Origin of the sequence: Rossellomorea oryzaecorticis, from assembly GCF_045897515.1 — a bacterium.
GTDB lineage: Bacteria > Bacillota > Bacilli > Bacillales > Bacillaceae_B > Rossellomorea > Rossellomorea enclensis.
This window is the reverse complement of the sequence record NZ_JBJOSA010000016.1, coordinates 38,395-58,667: the sequence shown is the minus strand read 5'-3', so window position 1 is coordinate 58,667 and position 20,273 is coordinate 38,395. Positions and strand designations below refer to the sequence as shown.

The following is a 20,273-nucleotide window of genomic DNA, read 5'->3' as shown; positions in this document are numbered from 1 at the left end:
AGATGATGAATACGAAGCGTAAACTGATCACCAAGACAGACCCGAAGTCCCCTATCTCTGAACAGTATAAGACGATTCGAACGAATATCAATTTTTCTTCTATTGATCAGGAAATTCGTTCGTTAATGGTGACCTCATCAGGACCGGGAGAAGGGAAATCGACTACTTCTGCCAATCTTGCGGTGGTATTCGCACAGGAAGGAAAGAAGGTCTTATTGGTAGACGCGGATATGCGTAAACCGACAGCTCACTACACGTTCAATCTGAACAATACGTTTGGGTTGACGACTGTACTGACTAGACAGAAGGCACTGACAGAGGTTACTCATCAATCAGACGTGGAAAACCTTGATTTGCTGACCTGTGGACCGATTCCTCCCAATCCTGCTGAATTACTAAGTTCGAGAGCGATGCAGCACTTCTTTGAGGAAGCATATAACGAGTACAGTATGGTCATCTTTGATACCCCGCCCGTCCTTGCGGTAACAGATGCGCAGGTACTTGCCAATCAATGTGACGGCACGATTTTGGTCGTAAGTTCAGGAACGACAGAAGTGGACAGGGCAGTGAAGTCGAAGGAACTGCTTGATTCAGCCAAAGCTAAGCTATTAGGGGTCGTACTGAATAACCGTGAAATGAAAGATACAAATTACTATTATTACTATGGTGGAAAATAATAACAGTTATTCGACAAATTACACCTCTTTACATACATACCCAATGAGGTAAAATGTAGGATAGTGTAAAGTTAAGTCGAAGTACCTACAGAGGGGGAGTAACGATGATCGATATACACAGCCACATCCTGCCGGGGATCGACGACGGAGCGAAGACCATCCAGGACAGCATCGACATGGCAAAAAAAGCCGTATCTGAGGGCATACATACCATCATTGCGACTCCCCATCATATGAACGGGAAGTACAACAATACAAAGTCGGATATCATTCCGATGGTTAGAGACCTCAATGAAACACTTGAAACAGAAAATATAAGCCTGGAAGTACTGCCTGGTCAGGAATGCAGAATATACGGTGAAATCTTAGAAGATTATCAAAAGAATGAAATACTAACTTTAAACCAGGATTCTCAATACTTATTTATAGAGTTTCCATCGAGCTCTGTTCCTCGTTATACGGAGCGGCTGCTTTATGACATCCAGGTGGAAGGCCTGACGCCTGTAATTGTTCATCCGGAGCGGAATGCAGAGTTGATCGAGCGGCCGGACAAGCTCTATAAGTTCGTCAAGAACGGTGCCGCCACCCAAGTGACAGCATCCAGCCTCACAGGTTATTTCGGAAAGAACATCCAAAAGTTTTCACAGCAGATCATAGAAGCAAACCTGACCCATTTCATTGCATCTGATGCTCATAACATCAACAACCGCACGTTCAAAATGGAAGAAGCAATGGACTATATAGAGAAAAAGTACGGAATAGACAGTGTCTATTACTTTACAGAAAATGCTGAGATGCTCGTTGAAAATAAAGTGATCTATAAAGAGATTCCAGAAGAGATTAAAAAGAAAAAATTCCTCGGGATCTTCTAGTCTGTCAAATTTCTAATAAGGTTCCAAGGTACTATTGTCGTTGAGAGCATAGATATGAAGTCAACAAGACAACAGTAGATATTTTGGGAATGTCTCCTAACCATTATCAATGGAGGCACTCGGTCACGCCGTGGGTAAGGACAAGGCTTACCTTAGACGCCGGTCGTCGGTGGCGGGATGTGAGGAAGGGTTAGATGCCCACATTTATTATTTTAAAAGAAATAAGTAAAGAGAAACAATGAAAACGCTTTATGTAATTGTTTCATTGAAAGTAAATAAAATGATGAACAGTACATATATGCATGAAGCACCATTATTTTAAAGGAGACCACATGAACACCTTCAAAACCATGCCGAAAAGCATCAAGAAAGCCGTCCGCTACATTTATCAGGACGCACCGCTTGAAAACCTGAAAGAAATACAAATCCTTTTGAACCAAGCCATTGATCAACGGTTAAAGGAAAAGAAATAGATTAAATGCCTAAGGAAAGGGTATGCCGTACATTTTCCTTAGGTATTTATTTTGTCAGAAAAAAACAGAAAAGAAGGGATCAATTTGAGTTATACGAAACGAGTGTCACTGCTGATGCTGCTGGATTCTATCATTGTGTTGACTGCCATTTATATCGGATATTATATTCTTCTCGCATCATTCAGCCTGTACACACTGCCGACGCTGATCATCAGCTCGATCGCGCTGCTCGCAAGCCATCACTTGTTTGCGTTCATATACAGGCTCTATCAGAAGGCCTGGGAATACGCAAGTGTTGGGGAGATGATGGCCATCATCAGGGCCGTCACATTCTCTATCATTGTCACAGGAATTGTGCAGTTATTAGTGAACGGAAATGTCTACATACGCGTGCTGCTTGTTACATGGATGCTTCATGTCATCCTTATCGGGGGTTCCAGATTCTCCTGGAGAATGTACCGAGACTACTATATGAAGGCGAAAAATGAGAAAAAACGTGCCTTGATCATAGGGGCAGGCTCAGCCGGATCCATGCTCGTCAGACAATTGATCAAGAGCCATGACACGGATCTTGAGCCAATCGGTTTCATCGATGACGATGCTAAAAAGCAAAAACTTCAAATCTATGGAGTGACCGTGCTGGGAGGAACGAAGGATATCCCGAGCATTGTAGAAAAATATAATATTGAAAACATCATCATCGCCATCCCTTCACTTAAAAAGGGACAGCTGCAGGATGTTTATCAGGAGTGCAGCAAGACTAACGCCAAGACGCAGATCATGCCGATGATCGAGGATATCGTGTCTGGAAAAGTATCGGTCAACCAGTTCCGTGAAGTGCAGGTTGAAGATCTGCTGGGACGTGAACCGGTGGAGCTTGATATAAAGAGTATCTCTGAAAAACTCACAGGAAAAACAATTCTTGTTACGGGAGCAGGAGGATCGATTGGTTCTGAAATCTGCCGGCAGGTGAGCAAATTCAAGCCTAAAAAGCTTCTTTTATTAGGTCATGGTGAAAACTCCATCTATTTGATTGATATGGAACTTCGCAACAAACATAAAGAAGAATTCGAGATTATTCCAATAATTGCAGACATACAGGACAGAAACCGCATTTTTGAAGTAATGGAGACTCATAAACCGGATGTCGTCTATCATGCAGCGGCGCATAAGCATGTGCCTTTAATGGAATATAACCCCAAAGAAGCTGTCAAGAACAATGTCATCGGTACGAAGAATGTGGCGGAAGCCGCTGATACATTCGGAGTTGGTACATTCGTTCTTGTTTCTTCTGATAAAGCCGTTAACCCAACGAACGTGATGGGATCGACGAAGCGCATTGCGGAGATGGTGATTCAGAATCTTGATAAGAACAGTAAGACAAACTTTGTGGCTGTGCGGTTCGGAAACGTATTGGGGAGCCGGGGTTCGGTAATTCCGTTGTTTAAAAAGCAGATTCAGGCAGGGGGGCCGGTTACGGTTACTCACCCGGATATGACTCGTTACTTTATGACGATTCCGGAAGCATCCAGACTTGTTATGCAGGCGGGTGCTCTAGCACGGGGCGGAGAGATATTCGTTTTGGATATGGGTGAGCCAGTTAAAATCGTTGATTTGGCTAAGAACCTTATTAAATTGTCCGGTTATACGATTGATGAGATTGGGATTAAGTATGCAGGTATTCGTCCGGGCGAAAAGATGTATGAGGAGCTTCTTGGGGAGAATGAGGTTCATGGTGAGGCGATATTTCCTAAGATTTTTATTGGGAAGACGGTGGAGTTTGATTATGGGCGTGTAACTAATCTGGTAGAAAACCATCAAGCATTTGATCAAAATTACTTATCTCAGTATGTGCTGAGCTTAGCAAACAAGAATAAAGAAGTTTTGATATCGAATGTAAACTAAATGCTGTCGGTACTGTGCATAAAGGTGCAGTGCCGACAAATCTTTAGTTGTTTATTAGTTACATAGATACATGAATAAATCTAGTTAAGTAATAAGCAACTGATCTACATACTGGAAGGAAGAGTTGAATAATGAGAGACAGAATATTTCTTTCATCACCCCATATGAGTGATGAAGGCTATGAGATGCAATATGTACAAGAAGCGTTTGATACCAACTGGATTGCTCCTCTTGGGACAAATGTTAATGAATTTGAAAAAGAACTTGCAGCAAAAGTCGGTAGCAAAGCGGCTGCCGCCTTATCTTCTGGGACCGGGGCCATCCATCTGGCATTACGAGCAGCCGGTGTTGGCGAGGGAGATATCGTATTCTGTCCAACTCTGACTTTCTCAGCAACAGCTAATCCAATCATTTATCAAAATGCTATTCCTGTTTTTATTGATAGTAACGAAGAAACATGGAATATTTGCCCTGAAGCTCTAGAAGAAGCTTTCGAAAAGTATCCCGAAGTTAAAGCCGTGATTGTGGTTCATCTTTATGGTCTTTCTGCAGATATGGATAAGATTATGGAAATATGCAGGAAACATAATGTGGCAGTTATCGAAGATGCTGCAGAGTCATTAGGCGGGTATTATAAAGGACAGCATACAGGAACCTTCGGTGATTACGGTATCTTCTCCTTTAATGGAAATAAAATCATTACTACTTCCGGAGGCGGAATGCTCGTATCTAATAATGAAGACAAAGTATCCAAGGTTAGATTTTGGGCTACTCAGTCAAGAGATCAAGCGAGACATTATCAGCATAGCGAATTAGGGTTCAACTACAGGATGAGTAATGTTGTTGCTGGGATTGGAAGGGGACAGCTAAAGGTCTTAGAGAAAAGAGTAGAAAAGAAGAAATATATTTTCGACTTTTATAAACGAGAGCTAGAGAGTCTCGAAGGTGTAGAATTCATGCCCGTTAATGATTGGGATAAGCCGAACTATTGGTTGAGTGCAATGACACTGAGTGGACAAGTCAGACCTATAGATGTGATGGAAGCTCTTGAAAAGGAGAATATTGAATCCAGACCTATTTGGAAGCCGATGCATATGCAGCCTTTCTTTGAGAAGTATGCTTTCGTTGGTACAGGTGTTTCTGAGAAGTTGTTTGAGAATGGGGTTTGTTTGCCTTCTGATACGAAGATGACGGATGAGGATTTAACGAGGGTTGTTAATACTATAAAAGGATTGTGGTTGAAATAATGAAGACCAAAGGCGGTACTTATAGAAGATTTGTAAAAAGACCGATGGATTTCACTCTTTCGTTACTTGCTATTATTATTCTTACTATTATACCTGTGTTGCCAATTGTAGCTTTACTTGTTAAAACGAAGTTGGGCAGCCCGGTACTTTTTAAACAAAAACGGCCAGGGCTTAATGAAAAGGTCTTTATGATGTATAAGTTCCGTACAATGACCGACGAAAAGGATCAGAATGGAGAGTTGTTGCCGGACAGTGTGAGACTAACGAAGTTTGGAAGGTTTCTGCGTTCTACCTCAATGGATGAACTTCCGGAGCTTTTTAATATTCTTAAAGGGGATATGTCGATAATCGGTCCGAGGCCTTTATTGGTACAATATCTGCCCCTTTATAATGAGCATCAAAAACGGAGACATGAAGTTCGGCCGGGGTTGTCTGGATTGGCTCAGGTGAATGGTCGGAATGCTATTAGCTGGGAAGAGAAGTTTAATCTAGATGTGTATTACGTTGATAATGTGAGTTTTAGAGGGGATTGGAAGGTTATTCTCCTTACACTGAAGACTGCTTTGGTTAGAGAAGGTATCAATTCGGAGACTGCAGCTACTATGGAGCCATTTAAGGGAAATGAAAAGGAAAGAATAGAACTATGAAAGAGAAGCTTTTAATTATTGGTGCTAGTGGTCATGGGAAAGTGGTTGCGAATATAGCTTTGAAAATGAATAGATGGCAGAGTGTTGCTTTTTTGGATGATAATGAAAATATTAATTCTTCTTTGGGTTTAGAAGTGATAGATACTTCTAGTGAAGTCTCAAAGTACATAGAGGAATACGAAGTATTTGTAGGAATAGGTAACAATGTAACCAGACAAAAGGTTCAGGAAAAGCTGGAGACATTAGGTGCGGAAATACCTGTATTAATTCATCCTACTGCAGTAATTGGTGAGCAAGTAGAAATTGAAAATGGCACAGCTCTTATGGCAGGAACTATTGTCAATTGCTGTACAAGAATTGGTAGAGGGTGCATTGTTAATACTGGTTCTACTATTGACCATGATAATTGTATTGAAGATTTTGTACATGTTTCACCAGGAGCAAATTTAGCAGGGACCGTATATATCGGGAAAAGATCGTGGTTAGGGATTGGTAGTGTTGTAAGTAATAACATTAACATAACTAGTGATTGCAAGTTAGGGGCAGGATCTGTGGTGATTAAAGATATAACAGACCCAGGAGTTTATGTTGGTGCTCCAGTTAGGAGAGTTTAAGTATGAAAAAGAATATTTGGATTTGGAATCATTATGCTTCAAATATGTATAAAGACCAAGCTGGGAGACATTATTGGTTTGCTGAAAATCTAAAAAAACAAGGGTATAACCCCACTATATTTTGTGCATCAACTATTCATAATTCTAATGAAAATATAGATACAGGTAGTCAAAAGTACACTACAAAAATAATTGATGAAATACCCTTTACTTTTGTGAAAACACCTAGTTATTTTGGTAATGGGCGACAACGAATCACTAATATGATTACCTTTTATAAGAATCTTTTTTCTGTATCTAAAGAATATGCAAAAATACATGGTAAGCCAGATGTGATCTTAGCTTCAAGTGTTCATCCTCTTACTTTAGTTGCAGGGATAAAGATAGCAAAAAAATTTGGGATACCGTGTATTTGTGAAGTAAGAGATCTTTGGCCAGAAAGTATTGTGGCGTATGGTGCTTTAAAAAGAAATAGTGTAATCGCTAAAGTGTTATACCAAGGGGAGAAATGGATATATAAAAATGCCGACATAGTCATAATGACATGGGAAGGTGGAAGAGAATATATTATCGATCAAAATTGGGATAACAAAATAAATCTAAATAAAGTAAAGCATATAAGTAATGGAGTAGTTATCGATACATTCGACAAAAATAGTGAAGAACATAAAATAGTAGATTCAGATTTAGATAATAAAGATTATAAAAATGTTGTATATGCTGGTTCTATTAGAAAAGTTAATAACCTAGGAATGTTGTTGGATGCTGCCAAGATAATTCAAAATCAAGGTAAGAAAGATATTAGATTCCTAATATATGGGTCTGGGGATGAAACTGATTCACTTAAAGAACGTTGCAAAGAAGAAGGAATTAATAATGTTTTATTTAAAGGCCGAGTTGAAAAGAAGTATGTACCGGCTATACTAAAAAAATCTTATATAAATATACTCCATAACTCTAGTACATCACTTGATAAGTATGGTCAAAGTCAGAATAAATTTTTTGAGTATTTGGCAGCCGGAAAATGTATCGTACAAACCTATAAAACTGGTTATAGTATTTGTGATAAATTCGGATGTGGAATTAGCGCTCCAGTACAAAATCCAGAAGAAATTGCTAAAGCCATAATTACAGCAAGTAGTGATGAGAGTAAGAATAAATTGATGGGGAAAAATGCTCGTGAAGCCGCTTATCAATTTGACTTTAATAAATTAACAGAGAAGTTGATCGATATTTTCGAGAATGTAAATGAAAGAGAGGAACAATCAAATGAGCCTGTACGAAAAACTAGTTAATAAAGAGGAAAAAATAGCAGTTGTAGGATTAGGATATGTAGGTATGCCCATAGCGGTTGCTTTTGCCAAGAAAGTTAACGTTATTGGCTTCGACCTTAATACTCAAAAAATTGAACAGTATAAGAATGGAATAGATCCTACCAATGAGGTTGGTGATGAGACAATAGGTCAATCGACAGTAGATTTTACTTCAGATCCAGCTAAGCTTCAAGAGGCTAAATTTCTTGTTGTCGCAGTTCCAACACCTGTAAACGCTGATAAAACTCCAAACTTAAGTCCTATAGAAGGTGTTAGTAGAACTATTGGAAAGAATCTCTCCAAAGGATCAATTGTAGTATATGAATCTACAGTCTATCCAGGAGTGACTGAGGATATATGTGTTCCTATTCTTGAAAGGGAGTCAGGTTTAAAGTGTGGAGTGGATTTTAAAATAGGCTATTCTCCAGAACGAATTAACCCAGGAGATAAGGTACATCGATTGGAAAATATCATTAAAATCGTTTCGGGTATGGATGAAGAATCTTTAGAGGAAATTGCTAAAGTTTATGAACTTGTCGTTGAAGTAGGGGTTCATCGCGCGAGTGCTATTAAAGTAGCTGAAGCAGCTAAGGTTGTTGAAAACAGTCAACGTGATATCAATATTGCATTTATGAATGAGCTTGCGATGGTATTTGATCGCATGGGAATTGATACACAAGAAGTTGTAGAGGCCATGAACACTAAATGGAATGCCCTTAAGTTTACTCCTGGATTAGTTGGCGGTCACTGTATTGGTGTTGACCCTTATTATTTCTTGTACGAAGCTGAGAAACTTGGATATCATTCCCAAATCATTTTATCCGGTAGAAAAATTAACGATGGAATGGGTGCATTTATTGCGGACGCAATTATAAAAGAATTAATTCTTGCAAACAAGGTAGTAAAGAAAGCAAAGGTTGTTATTTTAGGAATCACATTCAAAGAGAATTGCCCTGATACCAGAAATTCAAAAGTAGACGATATCCTTAGACGTCTTAATGATTATGAAATTGAACCAATTGTAGTCGATCCATATGCAGATCCAGCTGATGCAAAGACTGAGTACGGAGTAGATTTAGTGCCCTTCGATATGATAAATGATGCGGATTGCCTTGTCTTTGCTGTTGCACACGACATATTTAAGGATATTTCTTTGGAGCAAATAGACAGCATGTTTGGAGAATTTCCAAATGAAGAAAGAGTTATTGTTGATGTTAAGAGTATTTTAGACAAAGAAAAGATTAAACAAGTTGGTTATAGTTATTGGAACTTATAAAAATTAAGTATCTCTTTTTGAGATATTTCTAGGGAGGTTGACAATGGAATTATTGCATATTTGTTCTTATTACATAGGTAATAAACTTTATGCTAATTTGATCAAAGAACTTTCAAAAAGTGAAATAAATCAGCATGTATTTGTTCCATTAAAGAATGATAGTTTTACTGGGAGTAACCAATTACCTTCTAAGTATAAGACAGTTGATTACTATTATAAAAATATTTTAAAAAGATACGATAGATTTTTTTATTTTAATAAAACTAGAAAACAACTGCATGTAATAGAGCGTTCAATAATGTCAGATAGTAAAATTGATTTTGTACATGCTCATACACTTTTTAGTGATGGCGGTACAGCATATAAGTTACATCAAAAATATGGTATTAATTATATTGTTAATGTACGTAATACTGATATTAACGTATTTTATAAATACGGAGTACACTTAAGATTATTTATGTATAAGATACTATTAAATGCTAAAGCTATTATTTTTTTATCTCATGCGTATAAAAATCAAACACTCTCCGTTTTACCTTCATATATTTTGAATCAAATTGAAAATAAGTGTTATGTGGTTCCTAATGGGATACATGATTATTGGCATGAAAACGCGTTAATACAAAAGAACACTTCTATATCTAAGAAAGTAAAATTATTGTTTATTGGATCGATCAATAAAAATAAGAACTTAAAAACTGTAATACAAGCTTGCCAAGTCCTTAATAGCAGAGGGTACAATGTATCCTTAGACGTAATAGGGGATGGGCCACTGGAAAAGCATTGCAAAGAATTATCTAATAAACTGAATATGGAGAAAGATATTATTTTCCATGGATATATTACTGATATGAAATCCATTACAAGAGTTATGGATAATTGTGACATATTTGTTATGCCATCATTCAAAGAAACTTTTGGCCTTGTATATATTGAAGTTATGTCAAGAGGTATACCTGTTATATATTCTGAAGGCCAAGGGATTGATGGTTTCTTTGAAAATGGAGAAGTTGGTTATTCAGTAGATCCAAATAATTCAGAAATGCTATGTAATGTGGTTTCCAAAATAATTAAAAATTATAACAATATGTCTCAAAACTGCCTGAAGCGAGCAAATAAATTTCAATGGAAGAATGTCGCTGAGAAATATCAAAAATTATATCTGGAAGGGAAAATAAATGAAAGGTAAATTAAAGAGAAGCCTTCTATTATCAATGATTTATTTAGCTTTGATAATTAATTATAGGTTTATTATTGCTATTCATTTTGACTACTTAGGGTTTCACACTCAATATTTTTCAATATATAAATTATCTATTGCTTCAATTTTTGTTTTATTTATGATTTGTCTTAGTTTATTTATTAGAAATAAACTTTATAGTATTGTTTACATCATATCGTTAACTCTATTATTTTTTGGACAAACAATTTTTTATGTCTATAATAATTCCAATTTTATTTTAGCAATTTATATGGCTATACCACTTTGGATAATATATATTATTGATAAAATCGATAGAAGTAATAAAAATAGGTTGAAAAGTATTAAGATAGATTTAAAAGATACATTAACTTATATTACCTTAGTGATTGTAACTATAATATTAATAGCTCCTTATTTACAAAATATAGCTAATATAAACATCAAAAATCTATTGTTTATGGATGTTTACGAATCTAGAGCAGCAAACAACAGTACTAACTTTATAATGGGATATATCTTTTCTCCTCTTTCTCGAGTATTGTTGCCGTTTCTCCTTATTTATTCAATTAACAATAAAAAGAGAGTATTAGCAATCTTTTCTGTAATAAGTATTTTACTAATTTTTTTATTAAATGGAGCCTTAAAAAGCATCTTAATAGGTTTTATTGCTTCTCTATTTTTTCTTAGAGGAGATTATTTTAAAAAAAGTTCAAATTTTCTATTTGCAATACTGGCTACTTTTACTATATCCATATTTCAGTATATTTTAGCAGATTCCTATTTATTAGCAGATTACATTAGAAGAATATTTTTAACACCTTCCCGATTATTCCAAGTGTATTATGATTATTTTAATGGGAATTTCACCTTTTATAAACACTCTAATGTAGCAGAACTATTAGGTCAAAATGAATATGATTTCTTCATACCTCAATTTATCGGTGAAAACGTAATAGGATCAAAAGGATTATATGCTAATGTAGGTATTTTTACTGAGGGTTTTTTTAGCTTAGGCACATTAGGAGTTTTTATTAGTTCGTGTATATTTGGATTCATTATTTATTTAATTAAGCAACTAAATCTTCATCCTTCATATTTTGGAATTGTGTTTAGTTATCTCTATATTATCAATACATCCTTTTTCGAAACTTTATTATTCACGCATGGTTTACTATTTTATATATTATTTGCTTATTTATTTATTCCTAATGACAACAGAATGTTAAATAGACTGGAGTAGGCTTCCTACTATATATTCATGAAGCAGATTTTTAGGTATAAGTAAAAGGCTTGTAATATAACAATAATTTAAAGAGGGGTTATTATGAGGAAATATATTGGCGAATTGCTTTTTAATGACACATTATCCACTAAAAATTTGATTCCAAATTCAAAAAATAAAATTATAGATAATAAATTCAGGGTGGATTATGTAATTAATACGAATGATTTTAATATATACCATTATGCTGATTTAGAAACTACTCTTATTGTAGATGGTGAATTATATAGTAATGACTTTAATTTAAAAACCAATGATAAAAACTTCCTAAAAAAAGTTGTTTTAAATATTAATAAAAATAACGATAATATAATTGGTGAATTAAATGGTTCATTTAACTTACTTCTTTTCTCTCATAATAACAAAGAAGTAAAGATTATAAATGATAGGTTTGCCACCAGGCCGTTTTATTACTTTCTTGATGAAAACAGGTTTATCTTTTCTAACAGAATGTCCGAAATAGCAATTTACAAAAATTCGAAAATTAGCTTGAATCATAAAGCAATCATTGAGTTCTTTAAATTGCAGATGGTATTTGGCACTAAGACTTTTATTGAAAATATATATTCTTTAGAAAAGGCAACTCTGAATAAAATTAGTAATGGTAAAATGACAAACTTTAGATATTGGTCTTTTAAACAAAATATAGATGAGGATTTTAGTGAAAAAAGATACATTTGTAGTTTAAGTAATCTTATGAAACAGATTATGAGTTATAAAACGAAAGATGATAAGAAGTATGGAATATTCCTTAGTGGGGGATTAGACTCGCGAGCAATTATGGCAGCTGACATAGAAAATAAAATCTCACAAGTTTATACGCTAGGAGATTCTTTCAATATTGAATGTGAGATATCTAAAAGTATAGCAGAACACAAAGGAGCAAAATTCAATTATCTAGAAAGAGATTCAAATCATTATTACAATATTATTAAAGATTCAGTTGAAATCGGAGATGGGATGCATAATTATCTAAATGGTCATTTTATTGGATATTTAGATCGAATTAATCAAGATATAGATATTATTTTTAATGGCTCACTAATAGAACAGTTTTGGCAAGGGAGCAAATTCATAAAAAAAAATCTTTACTTACGTCAATTTAAATTATCATTACCGCTTATTGACAAGAATAAAGAAAATGCAATAGAAAAAGTACTGGATAATTTTCCACGGAAGGTTCCAGAGATAGACGAAATTTTTAACAAGGATTTAGACTTAGATATAAATCTTTTAGTAAAAGAAACTTTTAAAGAAATGCTTGAGAAAAATTTTAATACAAGAGACGTAGACCCACAAGAAGCGATAGACTACTTAGCTTGTGATAGTTATGGAAGATACAGCTCACATCTAAATCAACTATGTATTAATAATGAAATTAACTATAGAACTATATATGATAACAGACTTATTGATTTATTATTGCAGGTTCCTATTAAATACAGATCTACAGGAGATTTGTTAAGAAAAGCTATCAATCAATTGGATCCGGAAATTGGAAGAATACCTTTATCAAGCTCAAGATTAAGTTTAAAAAGAAACTATAATATGCAATGGTTAGCTACAAACTATCATAGAGCTTATAATAAGTTATTTAAATCTAAAAACTATAAATCTAAAAATTATTCGTGGCCAAATTATTCAAGGCTGATTATAGAAAATGAGAAAATTAAACAAACTATTTTATCTATTATTAAAGATGAAGATATTTTAAGCGACGATCTTTTTGATCGAGAAATTCTATTAGAAAAATTTAATCAACATATACAAGGAATAAAAGATCATGAGAGGATACTTACCCAAATTTTGACCTTTGGGGAGTGGCACAAGATGTTAAAAACGAGATTGGGTTAAAATGATTTATTAAAAGTTACGACAGTGAGAAGGAAAAAAGATGACACAAAAATTTCTTAAATTAAGTAAACAGCCATTCATACGGAATGTATTTATAATGGCAACTGGTACAGCCACAGCTCAACTTATCGCTGTTGCATTGTCACCAATTATTACTCGTTTATATGGACCAGAAGCTTATGGTATTATGGGAGTTTTTATTAGTATTATAGCAATTATTACTCCCGTTGCAGCCTTAACTTATCCCATAGCAATTGTTCTTCCTAAGAGTGATAGCGAAGCAAAAGGTTTAATTAGACTTTCATTATATATAACTTCTTTGATAGCTATTTTAGTGACTTTCATTCTGTTGCTTTTTAATAATAATTTAATTGAGTTATTTCAAATTAATGAGGTTGCTCAATTTTTATATTTAATCCCATTAGTTGTGATGTTTTCAGGATATTTACAAGTTCTACAACAATGGCTTATTCGTACAAAACAATTTAGTATAACTGCCAAAGTATCTTTTCTTCATGCTTTAATTTTTCATGGTAGTATGGTGGGGGTTGGTATATTTTATCCTGTAGCTACAGTACTAGTAGTTATGACGACTCTAAGTAATGGTATAAAGGCTTTTATGCTATTTATTTTCACAAGAATATCTAACTATAAACAATTTTCTATGACAAATAAAAAAGGTGAAAAAGTCTCACTAAAAAAAATAGCTGAAAAATATAATGATTTTCCTAAATATAGAGCTCCTGAAGTTTTAATCAATGCGGCTTCACAAAGCTTACCCATATTACTATTAACAATTTTCTTTGGCCCTGCCTCTGCAGGTTTCTACTCAATCGGTAGAACTGTATTAGGCGCTCCATCTCAACTTATTGGTCTATCAGTGGGAGACGTGTTCTATCCTAAAATAAATCAAGCTGCAAATGAGGGTAAGGAATTAACAAGTTTAATTAGGAAGGCTACTTTAATACTCGGCTTAATAGGAATAATTCCTTTTGGATCAGTTATTATGTTTGGTCCTTGGTTATTTAGCTTTGTATTTGGTCAAAACTGGTTAATGGCTGGAGAATATGCGAGATGGATAGCTATTTGGTCTTTCTTTGTATTTATGAATATTCCTTCAATAAGGACTTTACCTGTGTTGTCAGCACAAGCTTTTCATCTTAAGTTTACTTCTATATTGCTGATAACCAGAATTATTGCCTTGGCAATTGGTTACTTTATATTTAGAAGTGATATAGTTGCTATTGCCTTATTTGGGGTATCAGGTGCCATTCTTAACATGTGGTTAATCTATAAAACTTTACACATAAGTAAGGCCTACGATAATTTACAAGTTTAGTACTTTCAAATTGAAGAGGATAAGGGTAGCAAGGAAACAAGGAAGCAAGGGGACGTATCGAGACCGATGAAAAAGTCGGTTTTTAACTGGCATGTGAATTATATTTAAGAACCTTCGGTTTTCAAAATCAAAAAGCCCCCTAATGGTATAATTAGTGCGACCAAACACAAACCATACTAGGGGGCCTTTCTATGCTTCGACCAGAGCCAAAGCAATATAGCTTTCATTCTGAATTATACAATAAAATTCCTGAAAAACATATACTTAGAAAAGTTCTGAAAGCGGTAGATTTCAGTTTTATTAATAGTCTACTAGAGAGCTCTTATTTTAAGAACTTTGGCAGACCAGCAAAAGAGCCGGAAATGATGTGCAAAATTCTATTTTTACAGTATATCTATAATTTATCTCAATATGGGGGTCTGACCCCCACCCAGTTAAAGTATCCAGCGTTAATGCATGAAAGTGCATTTTGTGTGGATTGAGGAGGTGCTTCTTTTTTGGAAAGGGGGCGCCTTTTTGGTGTGATTGGTGCAAGCAAGGGGACGTTTCAATAATGGGGTCTGACCCCCACTCAGCTAGGTTTTTAACCGCAGTTTCTATCCCATTGTTTTTTTATTCCTGGGTGATATTTTTTACTTAAAGTCTCATAGGCCCGATCTAATAAGGTGATATATGCATGTTTAATATTGTTATAAATGTCTAACGCTGTTGCTTCATCGTATGTAAGTGAGGTCCGGTTGCGGTCTTCCAGCATTTTAAGCCAGAGCTCACCATCTTTTATGAGCCCTTCTTTGAATGCTGTTTTTATTGTGCTTCTGGGACTTGAGATGTCTGTTACGCCGTTATATTCTAAATAAGATTTCAAAAGTTTCCAGGATAGTTCAGGGAAGCAAGGGGACGGTTCTCTTGCTTCTTTTTTCATAAATATGGAAGAATGCATGAGGTAGTATCGTCAAATAAGATGAAACAGTTTTTGCTAAATAAGACTGAACACTTTTACTTGTTTTTTATCATCTGATTAAAGAGAAAGAAAAGTAGCACCAATACATATAAGTTATTACCTGATGACAACCCAAAGTACCAGTAAAAGACAAGGTGTTTACCACTTTTCCTTCTGTTGAATTATTGCAAACAGAATGAACCGGCTGTGTATACTGTTGAGCCACCTATGCGGGTGAGAAAGCCACTAAGTGCGAAGGAGTAAGCCGCTTTCCTCACTTTAATTATTAGGGCGAATAAAAAGGCTTTTTAAATAAATCTTAAACATTTTTTGTAATATTTATAATTTTATGTTAAATTAAAGTATACTCACAACATCCTCTTATAAAGCCACAACTAATTGAACTTACCCAATATTCCATCTATCAAGAACCTCCTTAAAACTCTTATTCTTACAATTATGCTCTCATCCTACTAATAATAAATCTTCCTTGATTGTTCTATGTCTAAATAGTTTACGAATCTCAATAACATAAAAAGAACGGAGGAATGCTACTCATGTCAGCGAAGGTTACCAGTATTGGTTTAAAAGCCTGGAAGGTTATGCCGTTCAGGTACAGGTCCAGGTGGTGGAGGGGTTGGAATCGATCGTGGTGGTCGGACTTCCGGATGCTTCGGTGAAGGAATCGAAGGAGCGGGTTTCGGCGGCTTTGCGCAGTCTGGGATTTTCGCTGGTGGATATGAAAGTGATCATCAACTTGTCACCTGCAGAGCAGAAGAAAAACGGTCCGTTGTTTGATATGGCGATTGCGATCGGGGTACTGAAGAGTACGGATTTCCTGAAGGGCGAGGTTCCTGATTATTGCAGACAGAATGAGCCATTAGTGCATACTTTTGAGCCACCTAATGCGGAAGAGAAAGCCACCAAGTGCGGAGTATGGAGCCACTTGTGCTATATAAATAAATACCTCTCTGTATAATTGAGAAGTATGCGTTACCGCATGACAAATCTTTTATAGGGAGGTTTTATTGTGATCCAATTGTCGGAAGATTCTAGATCTTCACTTTGAGGGGATGAGTCAGCGTACAATCAGTGCGAGCACGGGTCATTCAAGAAATACGGTAGCTAGTGTCATTCAAACGGCAAAATCAAGAGGGATACAAGAACTAAACGACACCATGACGAATTCCTGGCTAAATGATTTTCTGTTTCCTGAGAAACAAGCTGTCGAGAAAGGATATTACCCAGTGGACTGGGAAAAGGTTCACAAAGAACTTCAAAAGAAAAACGTTACATTGAAACTATTACATTACGAATATGCCACTGAAGCACGCCTAGGAAAGAAGGTCCCCTATGCTTACCGTACGTTTACGGAAAAATACGGGAACTACGCAAAGAAATATAAAACGACAATGCCGATACGTCGTAAACCAGGTGAAATTATGGAGGTTGACTGGGCAGGGTCTACGCTTACCCTTCAAGACCGGGCAACAGGGGAAAAGATACCAGTCTATGTGTTTATCGCTACACTTCCTTACAGTCAGTACAGTTATGTTGAGGGGTTTATAGACATGAAGTCTCCGAGCTGGCTTACCGCCCACATTCATGCTTTAGAGTATTTTGGTGGCGTACCTGAAACGATGGTACCTGACAACCTGAAAACAGGTGTGACCAAACCTCTACGAGGTGAACCTATTTTGCAGGAAGCATATCGAGAGCTGGCTGACTATTATCATACAGTGATAGTTCCAAGTCGCGTCCGAAAACCTAAGGACAAAGCAAGTGTTGAAGGAACAGTGGGCTATATATCCAGACAGGTTATAGCTGCTTTACGCAATTATCCTTTTTTCCATTTGGAAGATTTGAACCATCACATTTTCGAAAAGCTTGAAGAGATTTATACTACTGCTTTCCAGAAGCATCCAGGATCTCGTAGAGAGGTATTTGAGGAAGAGGAGAAGCCCTACCTTCGCTCTCTTCCTCGCACACGTTACAAATTGACGGAATGGAAAACAGCGAAAGTTCAACCGAACTACCACATCCAGGTTGATCGCATGTATTATTCCGTCCTATATGAGTACGTCCGGGAGTAGGTCGAAATTCGCCTGACACCAGATCTACTTGAATTTTACTTCAAAGATGTACGGATTGCATCCCATAAACGATTAACAGGCGATATTGGTCAATATTCGACATCTATAGAACATATGCCCGATCATCGTTTATATTTAGATCACAACCCTGAGAATAACCGGGATTGGGCCAAAAGCATTGGGCCATCCATGGAAAAGTTTGTTGATAAAACGCTCGAACAAAACGCAGAGAAAAAAGCATTGTCTATTTTGAGCGCTCTGAGAAATATTGCAGAAAAATATGCGCCAATCTCGTTAGAAAATTCGGTTGAAACTTTACTAGCCATATCAAGTAACCCAACCCTTTCAGTTCTTAAGAGTATTCTAGACCGAGAGGCTAAAAGGATTCCACCGGAATCACCTGCAGAAAAGTCAAAACATATGGCTAATGATTATGGATTTGTGCGTGGTGCAGCATATTTTGGAAAGGAGCGTTCTAAATGAATCAGGAAACCATAAGAAAATTAACCGAAATGAAAATGGGTGGTATGGCGGATATTTATCAGCAACAGAGCCAAAACCGTGAATATCAAAAAATGGACTTTGATGATCGTTTTCAGCTTTTAGTGGATCATGAGTATGATCGCAGACGTTCAAATAAGTTAGAACGTCTGATTAAACAAGCAACATTGAATGAACCAGCAGCTGCCATTGAAGATATCGAATATAATCCAGATCGAAAACTGAATAAGCAACTCATCTTAGAATTAGCAACAGGAAATTATATTCAACGACACCATAACATTATCCTTATGGGCGCTTCAAGGAACGGAAAAACATGGATCGCAAATGCCTTTGGTGTTCAAGCTTGTCGTCAGTTTTATAACGTTAAGTATATTCGTCTTCCTGAACTATTAGATGAACTGACAGTGGCCAAGTTCGAAGCAGACGGAAGCTTTCGGAAGTTGATTCAAAAATACCGGAAAGTAGATGTATTAATACTGGATGAGTGGTTATTATCAAAACTCCCGGAAGAACACGTGATGCTTATATTAGAGATTATTGAGTCAAGGCTCAAAAGTCCGCTCAAGTGGCTCTTTCCTAATGCAATACTCAAATACATAAAGAAGCCTACAGATTATTATTTTTGTAATAATCTAGGGTCTGTTAATAGAGCCGTACACTTTACCTCTGAATTCAGGCAAATTAAAATACACTTAATAAATTTTTGGGGAAATGATTTAAAAATTCAAGCTATGTCTAGCTGTATCTAAAGCGTCAAGTAATTTGTCATCTAAGTTTTTATAATAATTAAAATGATGCCAGTCATTCACTATACTTCCAAAACTGTATTTTGTATTGTGAACTTGAATACGACTTATTTTATTGACCGATACAACTATATCACTTCTTCCAAAAAAGTAATCTCCTGCTAAAGAAAAATATTTATTATAGCAATTAAATTTGCTGTCTGAATTATTTAATTGAGTTAAGAAAGAAGATTTATAATTTAAGTCGCGTAAGCCTTTTGCATCTTCATATTTGGGAAGCAAGGGGACGGTTCTCTTGCTTCTTTTTACATAAATATGGAAATGGAGACTAGGTTATAGAATTGGTGGTTAACTTATCACAGCAAATGATATGTACTAAGTAGATGACATTCTATTTACCACTTAACGCCAACGAATGTACCAATAGATGACACGTTGGTTACCACTTTTCCTCCTTGAATAATTATTGAGCATACCTTACGAATATTGTAATGATTATGAACCAGGTATGCATACTTTTGAGCCACCTAATGCGGAGGAGAAAGCCCCCAAGTACCAAGTAGTGAGCCACTTGCCTCACTTTTCATATTCACGGAAAATGTTCTAAATACAAAAGCTGCTATGAAAACGTTTTAAATATATCTAAAGTAAATTTTTGTAATATTTAAAATTATATTGAATACAGCCAAAAGATCTTACCACCCTTGCCATCTTTTTTACCACTCTCCGCCAAGGAATTTACCAGGCTACGCCAACACATTTACCAATGGATAAAAAAGCCCTACAGATTAACAATCTAGTAATCTGATAGGGCTATTATTGTAATTAACTACTTAGATTTGTTACTGAAGTAATCGAAGATTATCTTTCTAGATCCTTCATAAATATCTTGCTCGGTCCAACAATAAGGGACAGGGTCCTCGCCATAAACCTTTAAAAGCTTTTCAATTAGTTCCTTTGGGAAAGGAATCCAGCTTTTAAAACCTAGCCAATAATAGTTTTCTTCCATCTTCTGAATCTCTTTTGGCGTTAAAGTGGTCATATCATGGTTACCTGCCTAACCCATGACGCTCACGCATAGAAACTTCTCCGTCTAGTAGAATTTGATAGGAGTCATGAATAATACGATCTAAAATTGCTTCCGCAATTGTTTCATTTCCTAGGAAGCAAGGGGACGGTTCTTTTGCTTCTTTTTACATAAATATGGAAATGGAGACTGGGTTATAGAATTGGTGGTTAACTTATCACAGCAAATGATATGTACTAAGTAGATGACATTCTATT

The 20,273-nt window shown here is 35.8% G+C and carries 19 protein-coding genes and 2 pseudogenes; 18 read left to right on the top strand and 3 right to left on the bottom strand.

All coding sequences use genetic code 11. The features are described 5' to 3' along the window. Positions 1-5 precede the first annotated feature (5 nt). From ACKA06_RS16430 to ACKA06_RS16365, 14 genes and pseudogenes are all read left to right on the top strand, one after another. The gene (locus tag ACKA06_RS16430) at positions 6-677 is read left to right on the top strand and encodes a CpsD/CapB family tyrosine-protein kinase (protein ID WP_411160204.1); all 672 of its coding nucleotides are present in this window, start codon (positions 6-8) and stop codon (positions 675-677) included. Between the two features lie 104 nt (positions 678-781). After that, complete coding sequence (locus tag ACKA06_RS16425; RefSeq protein WP_411160182.1) at positions 782-1,549, top strand: tyrosine-protein phosphatase; 768 nt, start codon at positions 782-784, stop codon at positions 1,547-1,549. A gap of 332 nt (positions 1,550-1,881) precedes the next feature. Then, positions 1,882-2,022 (top strand): hypothetical protein, encoded by a 141-nt coding sequence (locus ACKA06_RS16420; protein WP_411160181.1) that lies wholly within the window; start codon positions 1,882-1,884, stop codon positions 2,020-2,022. 84 nt (positions 2,023-2,106) lie between these two features. Next, positions 2,107-3,927 carry a polysaccharide biosynthesis protein gene (locus ACKA06_RS16415; RefSeq protein ID WP_411160180.1) on the top strand — a complete coding sequence of 607 codons (1,821 nt, stop codon included), beginning with the start codon at positions 2,107-2,109 and terminating at the stop codon, positions 3,925-3,927. A gap of 131 nt (positions 3,928-4,058) precedes the next feature. Then, a complete protein-coding gene (locus tag ACKA06_RS16410) occupies positions 4,059-5,174 on the top strand; it encodes a DegT/DnrJ/EryC1/StrS family aminotransferase (RefSeq protein WP_411160179.1) in 1,116 nt (371 codons plus the stop codon). Then, positions 5,174-5,821, top strand: a complete 648-nt coding sequence (locus tag ACKA06_RS16405) for a sugar transferase (RefSeq protein ID WP_411160178.1) — start codon at positions 5,174-5,176, stop codon at positions 5,819-5,821. Before ACKA06_RS16410 ends, ACKA06_RS16405 begins: the two co-directional genes overlap by 1 nt. Beyond that, positions 5,818-6,435: an acetyltransferase gene (locus ACKA06_RS16400; protein WP_411160177.1), complete on the top strand. Its 618-nt coding sequence runs from the start codon at positions 5,818-5,820 to the stop codon at positions 6,433-6,435. The genes ACKA06_RS16405 and ACKA06_RS16400 overlap by 4 nt, the downstream gene beginning before the upstream one ends. A 2-nt stretch (positions 6,436-6,437) precedes the next feature. Next, positions 6,438-7,730, top strand: coding sequence for a glycosyltransferase family 4 protein (locus ACKA06_RS16395; RefSeq protein WP_411160176.1), 1,293 nt, complete (start codon positions 6,438-6,440; stop codon positions 7,728-7,730). After that, positions 7,705-9,024: a nucleotide sugar dehydrogenase gene (locus tag ACKA06_RS16390; RefSeq protein ID WP_411160175.1), complete on the top strand. Its 1,320-nt coding sequence runs from the start codon at positions 7,705-7,707 to the stop codon at positions 9,022-9,024. Before ACKA06_RS16395 ends, ACKA06_RS16390 begins: the two co-directional genes overlap by 26 nt. A gap of 43 nt (positions 9,025-9,067) precedes the next feature. Next, entirely contained in the window at positions 9,068-10,216 is a 1,149-nt protein-coding gene (locus tag ACKA06_RS16385) for a glycosyltransferase (protein ID WP_411160174.1), read from the top strand. Continuing rightward, on the top strand, positions 10,206-11,471 hold the full coding sequence (locus tag ACKA06_RS16380) for an O-antigen polymerase (protein ID WP_411160173.1): 1,266 nt from the start codon (positions 10,206-10,208) through the stop codon (positions 11,469-11,471). Before ACKA06_RS16385 ends, ACKA06_RS16380 begins: the two co-directional genes overlap by 11 nt. An 84-nt stretch (positions 11,472-11,555) precedes the next feature. Then, positions 11,556-13,367: an asparagine synthase-related protein gene (locus ACKA06_RS16375; RefSeq protein ID WP_411160172.1), complete on the top strand. Its 1,812-nt coding sequence runs from the start codon at positions 11,556-11,558 to the stop codon at positions 13,365-13,367. Between the two features lie 40 nt (positions 13,368-13,407). Then, on the top strand, positions 13,408-14,706 hold the full coding sequence (locus ACKA06_RS16370; protein WP_411160171.1) for a lipopolysaccharide biosynthesis protein: 1,299 nt from the start codon (positions 13,408-13,410) through the stop codon (positions 14,704-14,706). Positions 14,707-14,897: 191 nt separating this feature from the next. Next, positions 14,898-15,113: pseudogene (locus ACKA06_RS16365) on the top strand (transposase); the annotation flags it as partial. 176 nt (positions 15,114-15,289) lie between these two features. Here ACKA06_RS16365 and ACKA06_RS16360 read toward each other — a convergent pair. After that, positions 15,290-15,628: an HI0074 family nucleotidyltransferase substrate-binding subunit gene (locus ACKA06_RS16360; RefSeq protein ID WP_411160170.1), complete on the bottom strand. Its 339-nt coding sequence runs from the start codon at positions 15,626-15,628 to the stop codon at positions 15,290-15,292. Positions 15,629-16,283: 655 nt separating this feature from the next. Here ACKA06_RS16360 and ACKA06_RS16355 point away from each other — a divergent pair. The 4 genes from ACKA06_RS16355 to ACKA06_RS16340 all read left to right on the top strand — a co-directional run bounded on the left by ACKA06_RS16355 (position 16,284) and on the right by ACKA06_RS16340 (position 18,992). Then, positions 16,284-16,625, top strand: a complete 342-nt coding sequence (locus ACKA06_RS16355; RefSeq protein ID WP_411160169.1) for a magnesium chelatase domain-containing protein — start codon at positions 16,284-16,286, stop codon at positions 16,623-16,625. 70 nt (positions 16,626-16,695) lie between these two features. Continuing rightward, the gene (gene istA / locus ACKA06_RS16350) at positions 16,696-17,739 is read left to right on the top strand and encodes an IS21 family transposase (protein ID WP_411160203.1); all 1,044 of its coding nucleotides are present in this window, start codon (positions 16,696-16,698) and stop codon (positions 17,737-17,739) included. Positions 17,740-17,928: 189 nt separating this feature from the next. After that, the gene (locus tag ACKA06_RS16345) at positions 17,929-18,222 is read left to right on the top strand and encodes a hypothetical protein (RefSeq protein ID WP_411160168.1); all 294 of its coding nucleotides are present in this window, start codon (positions 17,929-17,931) and stop codon (positions 18,220-18,222) included. Beyond that, the gene (locus ACKA06_RS16340; RefSeq protein WP_411160167.1) at positions 18,219-18,992 is read left to right on the top strand and encodes an ATP-binding protein; all 774 of its coding nucleotides are present in this window, start codon (positions 18,219-18,221) and stop codon (positions 18,990-18,992) included. Before ACKA06_RS16345 ends, ACKA06_RS16340 begins: the two co-directional genes overlap by 4 nt. Here ACKA06_RS16340 and ACKA06_RS16335 read toward each other — a convergent pair. After that, the gene (locus tag ACKA06_RS16335) at positions 18,960-19,271 is read right to left on the bottom strand and encodes a hypothetical protein (RefSeq protein ID WP_411160166.1); all 312 of its coding nucleotides are present in this window, start codon (positions 19,269-19,271) and stop codon (positions 18,960-18,962) included. The genes ACKA06_RS16340 and ACKA06_RS16335 overlap by 33 nt on opposite strands. A gap of 767 nt (positions 19,272-20,038) precedes the next feature. Beyond that, a pseudogene (locus ACKA06_RS16330) lies at positions 20,039-20,152 on the bottom strand (AAA family ATPase); the annotation flags it as partial. Positions 20,153-20,273 lie beyond the last annotated feature (121 nt).

Bases quoted from the DNA above. Each gene is read 5' to 3' on its own strand.
- ACKA06_RS16395 (WP_411160176.1), top strand. From the start codon at position 6,438: ATGAAAAAGAATATTTGGATTTGGAATCATTATGCTTCAAATATGTAT.
- ACKA06_RS16345 (WP_411160168.1), top strand. From the start codon at position 17,929: ATGGAAAAGTTTGTTGATAAAACGCTCGAACAAAACGCAGAGAAAAAA.
- ACKA06_RS16385 (WP_411160174.1), top strand. From the start codon at position 9,068: ATGGAATTATTGCATATTTGTTCTTATTACATAGGTAATAAACTTTAT.
- ACKA06_RS16390 (WP_411160175.1), top strand. From the start codon at position 7,705: ATGAGCCTGTACGAAAAACTAGTTAATAAAGAGGAAAAAATAGCAGTT.
- ACKA06_RS16430 (WP_411160204.1), top strand. From the start codon at position 6: ATGAATACGAAGCGTAAACTGATCACCAAGACAGACCCGAAGTCCCCT.
- ACKA06_RS16425 (WP_411160182.1), top strand. From the start codon at position 782: ATGATCGATATACACAGCCACATCCTGCCGGGGATCGACGACGGAGCG.
- ACKA06_RS16340 (WP_411160167.1), top strand. From the start codon at position 18,219: ATGAATCAGGAAACCATAAGAAAATTAACCGAAATGAAAATGGGTGGT.
- ACKA06_RS16410 (WP_411160179.1), top strand. From the start codon at position 4,059: ATGAGAGACAGAATATTTCTTTCATCACCCCATATGAGTGATGAAGGC.
- ACKA06_RS16400 (WP_411160177.1), top strand. From the start codon at position 5,818: ATGAAAGAGAAGCTTTTAATTATTGGTGCTAGTGGTCATGGGAAAGTG.
- ACKA06_RS16370 (WP_411160171.1), top strand. From the start codon at position 13,408: ATGACACAAAAATTTCTTAAATTAAGTAAACAGCCATTCATACGGAAT.
- ACKA06_RS16380 (WP_411160173.1), top strand. From the start codon at position 10,206: ATGAAAGGTAAATTAAAGAGAAGCCTTCTATTATCAATGATTTATTTA.
- ACKA06_RS16420 (WP_411160181.1), top strand. From the start codon at position 1,882: ATGAACACCTTCAAAACCATGCCGAAAAGCATCAAGAAAGCCGTCCGC.
- ACKA06_RS16360 (WP_411160170.1), bottom strand. From the start codon at position 15,628: ATGAAAAAAGAAGCAAGAGAACCGTCCCCTTGCTTCCCTGAACTATCC.
- ACKA06_RS16405 (WP_411160178.1), top strand. From the start codon at position 5,174: ATGAAGACCAAAGGCGGTACTTATAGAAGATTTGTAAAAAGACCGATG.
- ACKA06_RS16375 (WP_411160172.1), top strand. From the start codon at position 11,556: ATGAGGAAATATATTGGCGAATTGCTTTTTAATGACACATTATCCACT.